This is a genomic window from Sphingopyxis sp. CCNWLW2, assembly GCF_037095755.1.
Classification (GTDB): Bacteria; Pseudomonadota; Alphaproteobacteria; order Sphingomonadales; family Sphingomonadaceae; genus Sphingopyxis.
On sequence record NZ_JBAWKJ010000001.1, the window covers coordinates 1613175 to 1626500 of the forward strand.

The 13326-nt window shown below is 64.7% G+C and carries 9 protein-coding genes; 3 read left to right on the forward strand and 6 right to left on the reverse strand.

Annotation, left to right across the window (positions count from 1 at the left end; all coding sequences use genetic code 11):
* Positions 1 to 48 precede the first annotated feature (48 nt).
* The 3 genes from V8J55_RS07615 to ku all read right to left on the reverse strand — a co-directional run bounded on the left by V8J55_RS07615 (position 49) and on the right by ku (position 6322).
* Positions 49 to 2724: a TonB-dependent receptor gene (locus tag V8J55_RS07615; RefSeq protein ID WP_336445052.1), complete on the reverse strand. Its 2676-nt coding sequence runs from the start codon at positions 2722 to 2724 to the stop codon at positions 49 to 51.
* Between the two features lie 213 nt (positions 2725 to 2937).
* Positions 2938 to 5445 (reverse strand): DNA ligase D, encoded by a 2508-nt coding sequence (gene ligD, locus V8J55_RS07620; protein ID WP_336445053.1) that lies wholly within the window; start codon positions 5443 to 5445, stop codon positions 2938 to 2940.
* Position 5446: 1 nt separating this feature from the next.
* Positions 5447 to 6322: a non-homologous end joining protein Ku gene (gene ku / locus V8J55_RS07625; RefSeq protein WP_336445054.1), complete on the reverse strand. Its 876-nt coding sequence runs from the start codon at positions 6320 to 6322 to the stop codon at positions 5447 to 5449.
* A 228-nt stretch (positions 6323 to 6550) separates the two neighbouring features.
* On the opposite strand from ku, the gene V8J55_RS07630 reads away from it, so the two are divergent.
* Positions 6551 to 7027, forward strand: coding sequence for a hemerythrin domain-containing protein (locus V8J55_RS07630; RefSeq protein ID WP_336445055.1), 477 nt, complete (start codon positions 6551 to 6553; stop codon positions 7025 to 7027).
* Here V8J55_RS07630 and V8J55_RS07635 read toward each other — a convergent pair.
* Complete coding sequence (locus V8J55_RS07635; protein WP_336445056.1) at positions 6999 to 8633, reverse strand: ShlB/FhaC/HecB family hemolysin secretion/activation protein; 1635 nt, start codon at positions 8631 to 8633, stop codon at positions 6999 to 7001. The two genes, V8J55_RS07630 and V8J55_RS07635, sit on opposite strands and share 29 nt — an antisense overlap.
* An 11-nt stretch (positions 8634 to 8644) precedes the next feature.
* On the reverse strand, positions 8645 to 9580 hold the full coding sequence (locus tag V8J55_RS07640; RefSeq protein WP_336445057.1) for a hypothetical protein: 936 nt from the start codon (positions 9578 to 9580) through the stop codon (positions 8645 to 8647).
* A gap of 408 nt (positions 9581 to 9988) precedes the next feature.
* Between V8J55_RS07640 and V8J55_RS07645 the strand changes: the two genes are divergently transcribed.
* Entirely contained in the window at positions 9989 to 12322 is a 2334-nt protein-coding gene (locus V8J55_RS07645) for a TonB-dependent receptor (protein ID WP_336445058.1), read from the forward strand.
* A gap of 87 nt (positions 12323 to 12409) precedes the next feature.
* Positions 12410 to 12673, forward strand: coding sequence for a DUF3297 family protein (locus V8J55_RS07650; RefSeq protein WP_137889866.1), 264 nt, complete (start codon positions 12410 to 12412; stop codon positions 12671 to 12673).
* An 89-nt stretch (positions 12674 to 12762) separates the two neighbouring features.
* Here V8J55_RS07650 and V8J55_RS07655 read toward each other — a convergent pair whose 3' ends face one another.
* Positions 12763 to 13305 (reverse strand): CHAP domain-containing protein, encoded by a 543-nt coding sequence (locus tag V8J55_RS07655; RefSeq protein ID WP_336445059.1) that lies wholly within the window; start codon positions 13303 to 13305, stop codon positions 12763 to 12765.
* Positions 13306 to 13326: the final 21 nt, after the last annotated feature.

Consider the following 13326-nt stretch of genomic DNA (forward strand, 5'->3'; position numbering starts at 1 on the left):
CGAACCGGCACCCGGCGCTGCGTGCGCCGGGTGCCGGTTGCGGGGGGATCAGAACTTCAGGCGTGCGCCGACATAGAATTGGCGGCCATTGTCATAGATCGCGCGCGGGCGGTCGCGGGTGCCCGAATATTGCTCGATCTTCTGGTTGGTCAGGTTGATCGCGTCGGCGGTGAGCGCGATATTGTCGGTGATGTTGACGCTGACCGACGCGTCGAGCGACGACAGCGCGGCTTGGTTGAGCGGTGCCGCGCGGTCGATATCGATGAAGAATTTCGACCGGTAGTTATACGACAGCCGCGCGCTGACGAGGTCGTTCTCGAAATAGCCCGACAGGTTGAGCGAGTGTTTCGAGTTGCCCGGGATCGGATCGCCATTGTTCGCCTTGGCGTCCGAATAGGTGTAGTTCACCACCGCACCGAAGCCGCCCCAGATCGGGCGCGACACCTGGAATTCAAAGCCCTGGTTGCGACCGCCGTCGCCGTTGCTGCGGCGGTTGATCTGATAGGGGCAGTTGAACAGGTTCGGATTGCCGCCGCCCGCCGCGACGCAGCCCGCGGGCTGCGACCCCGGCACGAAGACGCTCGGCAGGATTTCGGTCGAGGTCGTGTTGACGATGTACGACTGGATATCCTTGTAGAAGGCGGCGAGCGCGACGATCGTCTCGCGGTCGGGATACCATTCGATCGACAGGTCATACTGGTTGGCGCGGTACGGATCGAGGTTCGGATCGCCGCCGCGGCCGGTCAGCAAGGTGCCGTTGAGATCGACCCCGGGGGTGATGTCGACGAAGTCGGGGCGCGTCACCGTCTTGCCCGCGGCGAAGCGCAGCACGACCTGAGGCGACAGGTCGACCGACAGGTTCGCGCTCGGCAGGATGTCGGTGTACGACCGCTTCGCCGTCGACGGGGTAAAGCCGCCGAACGGATTGGTGAACTGCGGGTTCGCGCCGCCGATGATGAAGCCGTCCGAGGTCTGCTTCGTCTCGATCACGCGCACGCCGACATTGCCGCGCCAGCCGTCGCCGCCGAATTTCGCGAGGCCATAGCCGCCCCACGCCTTTTCGTTGATCGAATAGCTGTTGCCGGGGACGAGGAAGCGATCGGTTCCGGGCGCGGTCTGGGCGCCATAGATCGCGCGGAGCTTCGCCGGATCGACGCGCCAATAATCCTTCAGCGTGCCGGGCGCCGCGATATTGTCGAGGAAGTCGCCGGGCATCCCGCTGCCGGTCGCGAAATCGGCCGAGGTGCAGGCGGCAGCGCCGCAGCGCAGGCCCGGGGTGAACACGCCGCCATTGGTCGCGAAGCGTTCGGCGACGCGGTCGTGGTCGGTATATTTGACCCCGAATTTGAGCGCGGTCATCGGGCCCCATTCGACCTGCTTTTCGACGTCGAGATAGAAATATTTCTCCTCATCGTCGTTCGTCACCGACTGCATACGCGCAAAGTCGGGGCGGATGCCCGCCGGGTTGAGCGGGTTGGGATTGGAGAAGCTGACTTCGGGACGGCCGCTGCGCAGGTCATAGGCGAAGGCGCCGGGGCCCGCGAACTCGATGAAATTCTCGTTGCTCGTGTCGCCGTTCGCCTTGGTCCAGCCGGCCTTGAAATGCACCGACAGGCTGTCGGTCGGGCGGTACGTCAGGTCGAAGTCGGCCGAGACGGTCTTGGCGACCGCCGCCCGGTCGATCGCGTCATAGACGACCCCGAAGCCCTGCGTGCCGCCGGCGCGCGACGCGACATTGCCCGCAACCGCGACGCCGTCCTGCACCACCGCGTTGCTGATCGTGCCGCCGCCGCCTAGTGCCTGTTCGCCCCATGCGATATAGTTCTGGTTGAAGTTGTCGGCGTTGAAGCGCGAATAGAGGCCGGTGATGTTGACTTCGAGTTCGTCCGACGGACGGAACTGGATGCCGATATTGGCGCCATAGCGTTCGCGGTCCTGTTCGAACATCGTCGAACCGATCAGCGTCGGGACCAGCGCGCTCTGCCCGCCGCCGACGGGAAAGGAGCGGTAGCCAAAGATTTCGAGCCCGTCGCGGCGCGTGCGGCGCTTCTGATAGATGGCGCCGACGAGGACGCCGAAGGTTTCGGCTTCATTCTTCCAGCTGACGAGGCCCGAAAGCTGCGGGTCGAACTTGCCCGACAGGTCCGAATAGACGCCCTGCACCGAGGCGGAGAGGGTGAGCGGTTCGAGGTCGAGCGGGTTGCGCGTAATGACGTTGATCGTACCGCCGACCCCGCCTTCCTCGACGTCGGCCTGCGGACTCTTGTAGACTTCGAGGCGGCCGATGATCTCGGCGGGCAGGGTGAGGTAGTTGAAGCTGCGCGTCGAGGCGACCTGGTCGAGAATGAACCAGTCGGCGGTCGCGACGCTATGGCCGTTGAGCAGGGTCTTGGTGAGGTTCGGTGCGGTGCCGCGCAGCGAGACGCGCTCGCCTTCGCCGAACTCGCGGTTGACGACGATGCCCGGAACGCGCTGGAGCGCCTCGGCGACATTCTTATCAGGGAATTTGCCGACATCCTCGGCGGTCACGACGTCGGCGATCACCGACAGGTCACGCTTCGCGTCGATCGCTTCGCGGAGCGAGCCGCGGATGCCGGTGACGACGATTTCACTTTCCGCTGCGTCGGCGGCGGCCGGGGCAGGGGCTTGGGCGTGGGCCGCGCTAGCGGCAAAAAGCAGCGTACCAATGCTGGCCGAAGCGAGCAGATATCTTGCATTGGTCATGTTAAGTCTCCCTCTTTTTGATCTTAGATCAAGTTTTGCTCTAATTTTGAGGGAAATTTATACATACCAATCTATCCGTCAAGCTGAATTTGACGCAATTTATGCCCCGTCCACGCGAAGTGCGCGGAATTTTGGTACTTTATTGGTATTATTCTGACAGCGCTTAGCGCCCTAACTAATTTCCGGTGCGCGAGTCGCGCTTGGCCCGATGGGCTAGAAATCCGGAAGCACCTGGTTCGCAAATCCCCAACCTTTGAGTTCGGGGCTCGCGGCGCGGTCGAGCAGGTCCCCGCCATCCTTGATCGTCCAATGCCCCGCTTTTTCGACATCGGCGAGCGCATCCCAGCCGATCGGCACCGCGACGGGCGCCTGTTCGCGCGCGCGCGCCGAATAGGGCATGATCGCGGTGCTGCCGCGCTGGTTGCGCAGGTAATCGATGAAAATCTTGCCCTTGCGCTTCGCCTTGCTCATCGTCGGGGTGAAGCGGTCGGGTTCGGCGAGGCTCAGCGCCTCGGCGAAGCGTTTCGAGAAATCCTTGTGCGCGTCCCAGCTGTGCCCCGGATCGAGCGGGACGACGATATGCACGCCCTTTCCGCCCGAGAGCATCGCGAAGCTGACCAGCCCGATGTCGGCGAGCTGGCGGCGGATGTCGAGCGCGGCTTTCTTCACGTCGGCGAAATCGAGTCCCTCGTCGGGGTCGAGGTCGAACACCATGCGGTCGGGCTTTTCCAGCGCTTCGACATGGCTGCCCCAACCGTGGAATTCGATCGTCCCCATCTGGACGCAGGCGAGCAGGCCGTCGGCGTCCTCGACGTAGAGATAATCCTCGTGCCCGCCGTCCTTCTCCTTGATCGGGACATGCAGCACATGTTCGCCGAACGAACCCGAATCATGTTTCTGGAAGAAGCATTTCTTGCCGCGCCCCTGCGGACAACGGACGAGGCTGATCGGGCGGCGCGCGGTGTGTGGGAGCATGACCGGCGCGATCGCGGCATAATAATCGGCGAGGTCGCCCTTGGTCGCCTTCGCCTCGGGAAAGATCACGCGGTCGCGGCTGCTGATCTTCACGTCGCTTTCCGGAGCGGGTGCAGGCTGCTTCTTTTCGGGGGTCACGTCTTTTGCCTCCTTGTCGCTGCGCAGGCCGAGGAAGCTTGCGTGGCGCACCGATCCGCTCGCGGTAAATTCGGCGAAGGCGATTTCGGCGACGAGATCGGGTTTGAGCCAATGGACCTTGCGCGTGGTTGCGGCATCGACTTCGAGCGGCGCGGTCTTGCGTTCGCGGGCGGCGAACTTCTTCGCGAGGTCGGCCATCGTGTCGGTGTCGAAGCCGGTGCCGACATTGCCTTTGTAGACAAGGGCATCGCCCTCGCGCTGCGCGAGGAGGAGCGAGGCGAAGGGGCGCGCCTTGGTCGATGAGGGGTTCCAGCCGACGAGGATGAATTCCTGCCGCCGCGTGCATTTGACCTTCACCCAATTTTTCGACCGGCGTCCCGAATAGGCCGCATCGGCGCGTTTCGATATGATGCCTTCCTGCCCCGCACCGCACATCGCGGCGTAGAGCTTTTCGCCTGCGCCGATGACATGATCGGCGACGGCGACGGGCGGGGTTGCGTGGCGAAGCAGCGCTTCGAGCCGCTCCTTGCGTTCGAGATTGCCGAGCTTGGCGAGCGATTTTCCGCCTTCTTCGAGCAGGTCAAAGGCGAAGAAGAGCAGGTCCGTTCTCTCGTCCTGCGCGCCGTGGCCGCGCTTGAGCACCGCTTGCAGCGACGAGAAGTCGGGATTGCCGTCCTTGCCATAGGCGACGATCTCGCCGTCGATCAGGCACGGCGGCAGGTCCAGCGCGGCGATGTGGCGGACGAGCGGGGCGAATTTGTCGGTCCAGTCTAGGCCATTGCGCGTGTAGACGCGCACGTCCGATCCCGCGGCAGCGATTTCGGCGCGGTAGCCGTCATATTTGATTTCGTGGAACCAGCCGTTACCACCGGGGACGGCGTCGACGAGCGTCGCGAGCTGGAGCGGGCGGAATTTGGGTGGTTTGCCCTTCGCGGCGGGTTTGGCGACCCTCTTGTTGTGCGCGGCGGCCGCCTGCATCTTTTTCGTGAAGGCCGCGCCCTTGGCGCCCTTCAATGATTGTTCGCCGCCCTCGTCGCCGGCGATTTCGGCCATCGTACGGCCGGTGAGGATGCTCGTGAGTTCGCGGCCGACAAGATCGTCGGTGCCGCCCGAAAAAGCATCATCGACCTTGCGCAGCAGCCAGTTCTCGCGCTTTTCGCCCGGGCGCGGCTTCATGCGGACGAGCAGCCATTCGCCCTTCATTCGCTCGCCGTCGAGAGTGAAGTGAAGATGGCCCTTGTCGATGTCCTTCGCGCTCTTGCCCGCGATCGGCGCCCAGGTGCCACGATCCCACAGCATCACGGTGCCGCCACCATATTCGCCCTTTGGGATCGCTCCCTCGAACTCGGCATAGCTCATCGGATGATCTTCGGTGCGCACCGCGAGGCGCTTGTCGGCGGGGGCGGCGCTCGGGCCCTTGGTCACCGCCCAGCTTTTGAGCACGCCGTCGACCTCAAGCCGGAAGTCGTAATGGAGCCGCGTCGCGTCATGCTTCTGGACGATGAAGCGGTCGCCCTTACCGGGGGCAATTTTGCCCGCGGGCTCGGGGGTCAGCGCGAAATCGCGCTTGGCGTTATATTGCGCGAGCGGATCGGCGCGCTTCGCCATGTCAGGCGCGCTTTCGGGCGGGTGCCTTCTTCGCCGGGACCTTCTTGGCGGGCGTCTTCTTTTCCTCGGCGGCGGGGGCTTTCTTCTTGCCGTCGACCGAGGCTTTCAGCGCCGCCATCAGGTCGATCACGTTCGAGCCGCGCGAGACCTCGGCGGGTTCCTCGACATCCTCGAGCACGCGCTTGCCCTTCGCCTTCGCCTTTTTGGCGATCACGCGCTTGAGCGCGTCGACATAATGATTGTGATAGTCGCTTGCGTCGAACTTGCCGCTCTTCTTGCCGATCAGCGTTTCGGCGAGGTCGAGCAGGTCGGCGTCGGGTTTGCTGCTCCCGACGTCGCGAAAATAATTCGCCGCCTTGTTCACCTCGTCGGCATAGCGCAGCACTTCGAGCACGAGGCCGCGCCCGCAGGGGCGCAGCGCGACAAGCTGCTCCTGCCCGCGCAGCGCGAGCTGGCCGAGACCGACCTTCTTCGTGCGTCTGAGCGCTTCGCGGAGGACAATATAGGCTTCTTCGGCAAGCTCGTCGGCGGGGACGACATAATAGGGCTTGGTGTAATAAAGGACGTCGATCGCGTCGGTGTCGACGAACTGGACGAGCTCCAGGGTGCGTTTGCTCTCGAGCCTGACCGCCTCGATCTCTTCTTCGTCGAGCAGCACATAATTGCCTTTCGACAGTTCGAAGCCCTTGACGATATCGTCATGGTCGATCGCGCCGATGCCCGGCACGACCTTCTCATATTTGACCGGCTTGCCGCTCGGTTCGTGGATCTGGCGAAAGGTGACCGCGGCGCCCGATTTGGTCGCCGAATAGATTTCGACCGGGATCGATACCAGCGCGAGCCGGATCTGCCCCTTCCAGTAAGCGCGTGCGGCCATCGACGTTCCTTTCGCTATCCCGAGTCACAATGAACAAGGCGGGGAGCGGTTCCCATGTCGGGGCCGCTGACACCTGCTCGCCCCGCCGACCCGACAAGAAGCAGAAAGGGTCCATTCCGGTGCGGACCCTTCGTGCGTTTCGAACGTTATCGAATATCAATTTGCTTTCCCATTGCGGTGCCCTCAAGATGACGCCCGAGGGACCCGTTCGTATCGCTTGGAGCAGCTATGCCTTTGAGCCACGAAATAGAGCGACTGCGCGCCGAACATGCGGCGCTGATCGCGCTGGCGCGGATCGTGACCGAACTGACCAACACCCCGGGGCCGCCGCAGCTGACCGAGCTCGCGTCGGCCCGCGGGCGGCTTCGCGAGATGCTGGTGCGCCACCTGAAATGCGAGGACTGGATCCTCTATCCGCGCCTGCGGGCGACCGGCGACCCGGACCTGATGCACATCACGCGCGAATTCGAACTGGAAATGGGCGATCTGGCGGCGGACTATGTCGCCTATGACGACACATGGACCCCCAAAAGGGTCGAGGCCAAATGGGCGGAATTCGGCCGCGAGACGGCAGCGATCTTCGGCTTGCTGGCGTTGCGGATCGAACGCGAGGAGCGCGAACTCTACCCGCTTGCCGACAAGCTTTATGTCGCGGCCGCGGCGCTCGGTCCGGCGATCACGGACGAAGCGACAATTTCCAACTGAGCGCGACGCGCCAGTCCTGATCATAGCCGGGCACCGGCTGGTTCCAAGCGTCGGCGAGTTCGAGGCCGATGGTGGCATTTTCGGACCAGGAAAGGCGCACGCCACCGCCCCAGCTGCCGAGCGTGAACCCGGTTTTCGGGATCGCCGTGCGCGCGAGCAGCGTGACGTCGGCATAGTCGATGAAGCTGTAAATCTCGCTCTTCGCCAGCTTGCCGCCGCGCAGCGGGCGCAGCACGAATTCGCCAAAGGCGGCATAGCCGCGATCGCCATTGACCAAGCCGTCGTCGAACGCGCGGCCGAAGGTGGCACCGCCAACGCTGAAACGCTGCGCCGCGGGCAGGCGGTCGCGCGTCCAGCGGCCGGTCGCGGCGGCACGGACGACCAGGGCCTTGCCGATCGCCTGATTCGCCTCGATGCTGGCGTCGGCATAGAGGAAATCCACCTCGCCGACGCCGGGATCGACGCGTGCGCCCGCGAAATCGAGCCCCTTGGCGCCGCCGATCCGCGCGCCGACGACGGTGCGCTCTTCGCTGAGGCGAAAGGCGAGGCTGCCGCTCGCCGTCCAGGTCTTTTCGGCGGCGATCGTCGAGCCGAACAGCGCATTCTTTGAATCGAGATAGTCGATCCGCGCCGCAGCGACCAGATTGCGTCGATTCGCGCGGATCAGCGGGTGGGTGACGCCCAGCCCCGTGCTCCATGCTTCACCGTCGATCGCGAGCCCCTTTGGACGGGTGCGCAGCGCCGCGGCCGAGATTTCGGCGCGCGTGCCGCTGGCGCCGATCGGGGTTGAATGGCTCGCGGCGAGGTAGAGCAGGGATTTGAGGTTGGCCGCTGCGGCGCCGGTGAGTCGCGTTTCGTCGCCGCTGCGCAGCAGGCTGGTGCCGCGCGCGTTCGCCTCGACGATGCCGTCGTTCACGAACTGGCTCGTGCGCGTCGTGAAGCCAAGGCCGATCGTTGGCTTCTTCGCGTCGATTGCGAGGTCGAGCGCGACCGCGCCCTGTTCGCCGCCGAGCGCGAGCGACGGGGTGACGGTGACGCCGGGAATGTCGGCGATATTGCCAAGCGCGCGCTCGAAGCGCGCGCGCGGTAACGGACGCTGGCCAGTGAGGCTCCGCGCCATCCTGCCGACTAGCGGGGCAGGGCCGCTGTCGCGCTCGCCGCTCAGCGTCACCGACCCGATATAGCCCTCGGCCGAGGCGACGGTGACGATGCCGCCTGACAGATCCTGTTCGGGAATGACGAGGGTGAAAAGCGCGACGCTCGAGCGATTGTACGCGCGCGTCATCGCGGCGGCGAGTTTCGCGAGATTGTCCGCCGACGCGGGCTTGCCGACGAAACGCTGCGCCGCGCGGCCGACATTGGCGGGCACGCCCGCACCGACGAAGCGGATTTCGCGGATGGTGACGTCGGGCCGCGCGCCGAGTTCGACCTTGCCGAGCGAGAGCGGTTTTGCCTCGGGATCGGGAAGCGGATCGCGGCTGCGGTCGGGGGCGAGGGGCGGGCGGCCGTCGAGCGGCGTCGCCGCGGGCTGGGCCGCGAGCGCCGCGGCGGGGAGGAGCAGGGCTCCGACCACCGCCGCGGCGCAGGCGTAGCGCAATGGGCGCATAGGGTGCGGCTTCAGTTGCCGCGCTTCGGTTTCAGGCCGCCGAGGACGCCCCCGACGGTGCCGGTGACCCCGGTGACGAGCCCGGTGACGGGATCGACCGCTGTGCCGCCGTCCGTCGCGCCGCCGCCCACCTGTCCGAGCGCGCCGGTCGCCGTGGTGACGACGTTGCTGACCAACGTGACGGGCGATCCGACGGGGCTGCCGCCGGTAAGGCCGCCGGTGGCGCCGCCGAGCAGATTACCGCCGGTTCCGGGCTGGAGCGTGACGAGTTGGCCGCCCGATCCGACACCGACGGTCAGCAGGCTGCCGTTCTGCTGGCCGGGCGAGAGGATGCTCGCGCCGATCAGCGGCGAGGCGGTCGGGCTGCCGATCGCGGTGGCCTTGCCGATCGAGGCGGTAATCAGCTGGCCGGGGGCGGCGGCGAGACCATCGACCAGATATTGCTGGCCATTGCCGGTCTGGACGAGCGCGACGCCGGTGCTTTTGACGACGCCGACGACGGTGCCGACGAGGTTGGTGTTGCCGGGCACCTTGCCGTCGACCGCGCTGGCGAGCAGCAGCCCCTTGTCGGCGATGACATTGACGAGCCCGCCCGTCTTGACGAGCACGCCGCCGATCACCGGATTGGTGCTGGCGGGATCGCCGGTGTTCGCGAGCAGTCCGGTGCCGGCGACGCCGCCGGGGCCGACAAGCCCGCCAACCGCGAGCGCGCCCGCGCTGCCGAGGCCGAGACCGCTACCGGCCGGGCCTGCGGGGCCGGCGGGGCCGGTCGCACCGGTTGCCCCGGCTGGACCGGGGGCCCCCGCCGGGCCGGCGGCGCCGGTGGCACCGCCGCTGCCGACACTGCCGACGCGGTAGCTGCCCGACGATTCGCAGGCCGCGAGCGCGAAGCACGCCGGGATGAGGATGAGATGGGCTGGGCGGAATTCAAGACGGAAGAAAGGCATGAGATATCCCCTTCGTACATGATCTGGTCCCTGGACCCCATATTCCCAAACGAACTCCAAAGTTCCCTTTGTTGTTGAAATTAATTGTTATTAACCCAATATATAAACTAGTAACTTGGGAGATATTACGCATTTCCTTGCAATGAGTGGCAAGGTGTTAACTAAAATTTTTCTGTAGTTCGTTCTTCAAGCTAACTTGGCGTTGTCAATATATGATCCATCAAGGCACATGATTTTCGCAAATTGATTTGTATAAAAAGTTCCGGTCTCAAGGTCGGCGCGATTGCCGCCGATCCTTCTTCTTTCTGTCACCGCGCTGTCACGCCTTCGCCGCAGCGCAGCAATATCGCCCGCCTATGCCCCCGCGACCCCGGCGCCATTTCGCGACCGGGAAAAGGGGATCCATCGATGACCATTCAATTCAGGAACCGCCTGCGGGCCGGGGCTGCCTCGATCGCTGCGCTCGCCATGCTGGCCGCGACGCCGGCCTTCGCCGAAGACGCCGCGGCCGATGCGGCCGAAAGCGCCGATGTCGCAGAGATTGTCGTGCTCGGTCAGGGGCAGGCGCGTCAGGTGCAGGAACTGGGCGCCGCCGACATCGCACTCGAAGTGTCGGGGATCAGCCCGCTGAAAGCCATCGACAAGCTGCCCGGGGTCAATTTCCAGGCGGCCGACCCGTTCGGCGCCTATGAATGGTCGGCGCGCATCTCGATCCGCGGCTTTTCGCAGAACCAGCTCGGCTTCACGCTCGACGGCGTCCCGCTCGGCGATATGAACTATGGCAACCACAACGGTCTGCACATCAGCCGCGCGATCATCAGCGAGAATGTCGGCCGGGTCGAAGTCGCGCAGGGCGCGGGCTCGCTCGCCGCGGCGTCGACGAGCAACCTCGGCGGCACGATCGAATTCTTCTCGCGCCAACCCGCCGAAGAACTCGGCGTCGAAGTGTCGGGCACTTATGGCAGCGACGAGACCAAGCGTATCTTCGCGCGCATCGACAGCGGCGAGATCGCGCCCGGCGGGCCGCGCCTGTCGCTGAGCTATGCTTGGGCTGATGCCGACAAGTGGAAGGGCAATGGCGTCCAGCGTCAGGATCAGGTCAACGCGCGCATCGTCCAGCCCGTTGGCGACGGCCAGTTCTTCGGCTTCGTCAACTATTCGAACCGCCGCGAGAACGACTATCAGGACCTCAGCGCCGACATGATCGGCCGCCTCGGTTATCAGTGGGACAATTTCGCGAAGGATTGGGACACGGCGGTTCAGGTCGCCAAAGTCTATCAGAATCAGGTCGCGCGCGCGGCGTATAACACCGGCGTCGCCAACGGCAGCCTGCCGCTCGGGACGCCCTATGTCGCGCCCTATGCCGGGGCCGGCGAGGCATTCCCCGCGCCGGTCCAGACGGTCGACGACGCCTATTATGACGCGTCGGGGCTGCGTAAGGACTGGCTGGCCGGCGTCGGCGTCGAGGCGCCGCTCGGCGAATACTGGACGCTGAAGGCGATGGGCTATTACCACGGCAACAAGGGCCGCGGCCTGTGGTTCACGCCCTATGTCACGACCCCCGGCGGCGCGCCGATGACGATCCGCACCACCGAATATGACATCGAACGTTATGGTATCGTCACCTCCAGCCTGTTCGAGGTGGGCAACAACAAGTTCGAAATCGGCATGTGGTACGAGGATAACGCCTTCAATCAGGCGCGGCGCTTCTACGGCCTTGCCAACACGACCGGCGCGCCGAGCCGCGGCAGCCTGAAATTCCCCAAGGATCCGCTCGCGACCCAGTGGGAGTTCGATTTCAACACCCAGACGCTGCAATATCATGTGCAGGACACGCTCGACCTTGGCAGCTTCCAGATCAATGCGGGCTGGAAGGGGCTGCGCGTCACCAACCTTGCGACGCCGATCGTGCGCGGCGGGCTCGCGTCGGGGAAGACCGAGGCGAAGGACTGGTTCCTGCCGCAGGTGGGGCTGCTCTATCGCCTGAACGACGATAACGAGCTGTTCACGAGCTATACCGAGAATATCCGCGCCTTCGAATCGTCGGCGACGGGCGGTCCCTTCGCCACGACCCAGGCGGGTTTCGACGCGCTCGATCTGAAGCCCGAAACCTCGACGACCTACGAGCTCGGCTTCCGCACCAAATCGTCGCGCTTTCAGGGCGTGATCGCGGGCTATTATGTCGACTTCAAGGATCGTATCATCGCGTTCGCCAACGGGTCGGGCATTCAGGGCAATCCGGCGATCCTCAGCAACGTCGGCGACGTCCGCTCGTGGGGCGTCGAGGCGGCTGGCACGTTCCGCGTCACCCCCGAACTCTCGCTCTTCGCCTCCTATGCGTACAACGACTCCGAATATCAGGACGATGTCGTGACCGCGGCGGGCGCGGTCGTCGCGGCGACTGCGGGCAAGACGGTGGTCAATTCGCCGCGCCATCTCGCCAAGGGCGAAATCACCTGGGACAATGGCGATTTCTTCGCGCGCGTCGGCGCCAACTACACGTCGAAGCGCTATTATTCGTACGAGAATGACGCCGAGGTCGGCGGGTTCGTGATCGTCGACGCCAGCATCGGTTACCGTCTCAACGAGCGCATCTCGATCCAGGCCAATGCGACGAACCTGTTCGACAAGGAATATGTGTCGACGATCGGGACGAACGGCTTCGCCAACCGCGGTGATAGTCAGACCTTGCTGACGGGTGCGCCGCAACAGTTCTTTGTGACGTTGAAGGCCGGTTTCTAAAAACCGCCTTCCCCCAATCGCCTTTACGTTGACGATGATGGCGCGGTCCAGCTAGGGCCGCGCCATCATTTTTTGGGAAATATAGTCATGACCGATACGCCCCCCGACCGCATGTCGACCAATCCGCGCTCGCCCCATTTCGATATGGAAGTGCTGCAGCGCGGCATCGGAATCCGCTTCAAGGGCAAGGAGCGCACCGACGTCGAGGAATATTCGATCTCCGAAGGCTGGATTCGCGTCGCCGCGGGCAAGTCGAAGGACCGCTTTGGCCAGGCGATGACGATCAAGCTGTCGGGCGAGGTCGAAGCCTGGTTCGAAGACACCGCCGCCGGTGAAGGCGACGAAGCCTAAATACCGGTGTTACGGCGCATAAAAGAAGCCCCGGAGCGATCCGGGGCTTCTTTTATGCGCGTGATGCGCTTGCAGAATGTCGTTTGGGCTTACTGGCCGAGCGAAGCCGCGACGAATTCGAGGCCGTTGCCGGGTTTCCAGTCGTTCTGGGCCCAGACGGGCGCCTTGAAGCTGGGGGCCTTGTTCGGTGCGCCCGCTTCGCCGTCGGCGTAGATGAAGCCCTGCACCGGATTGGCGCGAAGGCCCAGGTCGCCAATCGGCGCGTACCACACGCGGACCATGCTCCAGTCGCCATCCGAGCTGACGTCGACGACGCGGACGTTGCGTTCGATCTGGCCGCGGCGGCCGTTGATCGGCGACCAGTTGGCGTGGTCGATCAGGATTTCACGGTCGCTGACGATCTTCTTGACCACCGCGACATGGCCCATCGGCATGCCGCCGGTGCCGGCGAACGCCATCACCGCACCCTGGCGGGGCTCGTCGCCGCGCTGATAGGTGCCGGCGGCCTGCGCCCACCAGGTCTTGGCGTTGCCGCGGATTTCGACGCCCGATTCGGCGCGGGCAAAGGGGACGCACTGCAGATAGTCGCGCGCAGCAGCCGGAGCGCTGACGAGCAGGCCGGTGATCGTCATCACAGACGCCATGGCGGCTGC

What these genes read in the sequence shown, in the direction of transcription:
- V8J55_RS07615 (WP_336445052.1), bottom strand. Translation starts at nt 2,724, where the DNA reads ATGACCAATGCAAGATATCTGCTCGCTTCGGCCAGCATTGGTACGCTG.
- ligD (WP_336445053.1), bottom strand. Translation starts at nt 5,445, where the DNA reads ATGGCGAAGCGCGCCGATCCGCTCGCGCAATATAACGCCAAGCGCGAT.
- ku (WP_336445054.1), bottom strand. Translation starts at nt 6,322, where the DNA reads ATGGCCGCACGCGCTTACTGGAAGGGGCAGATCCGGCTCGCGCTGGTA.
- V8J55_RS07630 (WP_336445055.1), top strand. Translation starts at nt 6,551, where the DNA reads ATGCCTTTGAGCCACGAAATAGAGCGACTGCGCGCCGAACATGCGGCG.
- V8J55_RS07635 (WP_336445056.1), bottom strand. Translation starts at nt 8,633, where the DNA reads ATGCGCCCATTGCGCTACGCCTGCGCCGCGGCGGTGGTCGGAGCCCTG.
- V8J55_RS07640 (WP_336445057.1), bottom strand. Translation starts at nt 9,580, where the DNA reads ATGCCTTTCTTCCGTCTTGAATTCCGCCCAGCCCATCTCATCCTCATC.
- V8J55_RS07645 (WP_336445058.1), top strand. Translation starts at nt 9,989, where the DNA reads ATGACCATTCAATTCAGGAACCGCCTGCGGGCCGGGGCTGCCTCGATC.
- V8J55_RS07650 (WP_137889866.1), top strand. Translation starts at nt 12,410, where the DNA reads ATGACCGATACGCCCCCCGACCGCATGTCGACCAATCCGCGCTCGCCC.
- V8J55_RS07655 (WP_336445059.1), bottom strand. Translation starts at nt 13,305, where the DNA reads ATGACGATCACCGGCCTGCTCGTCAGCGCTCCGGCTGCTGCGCGCGAC.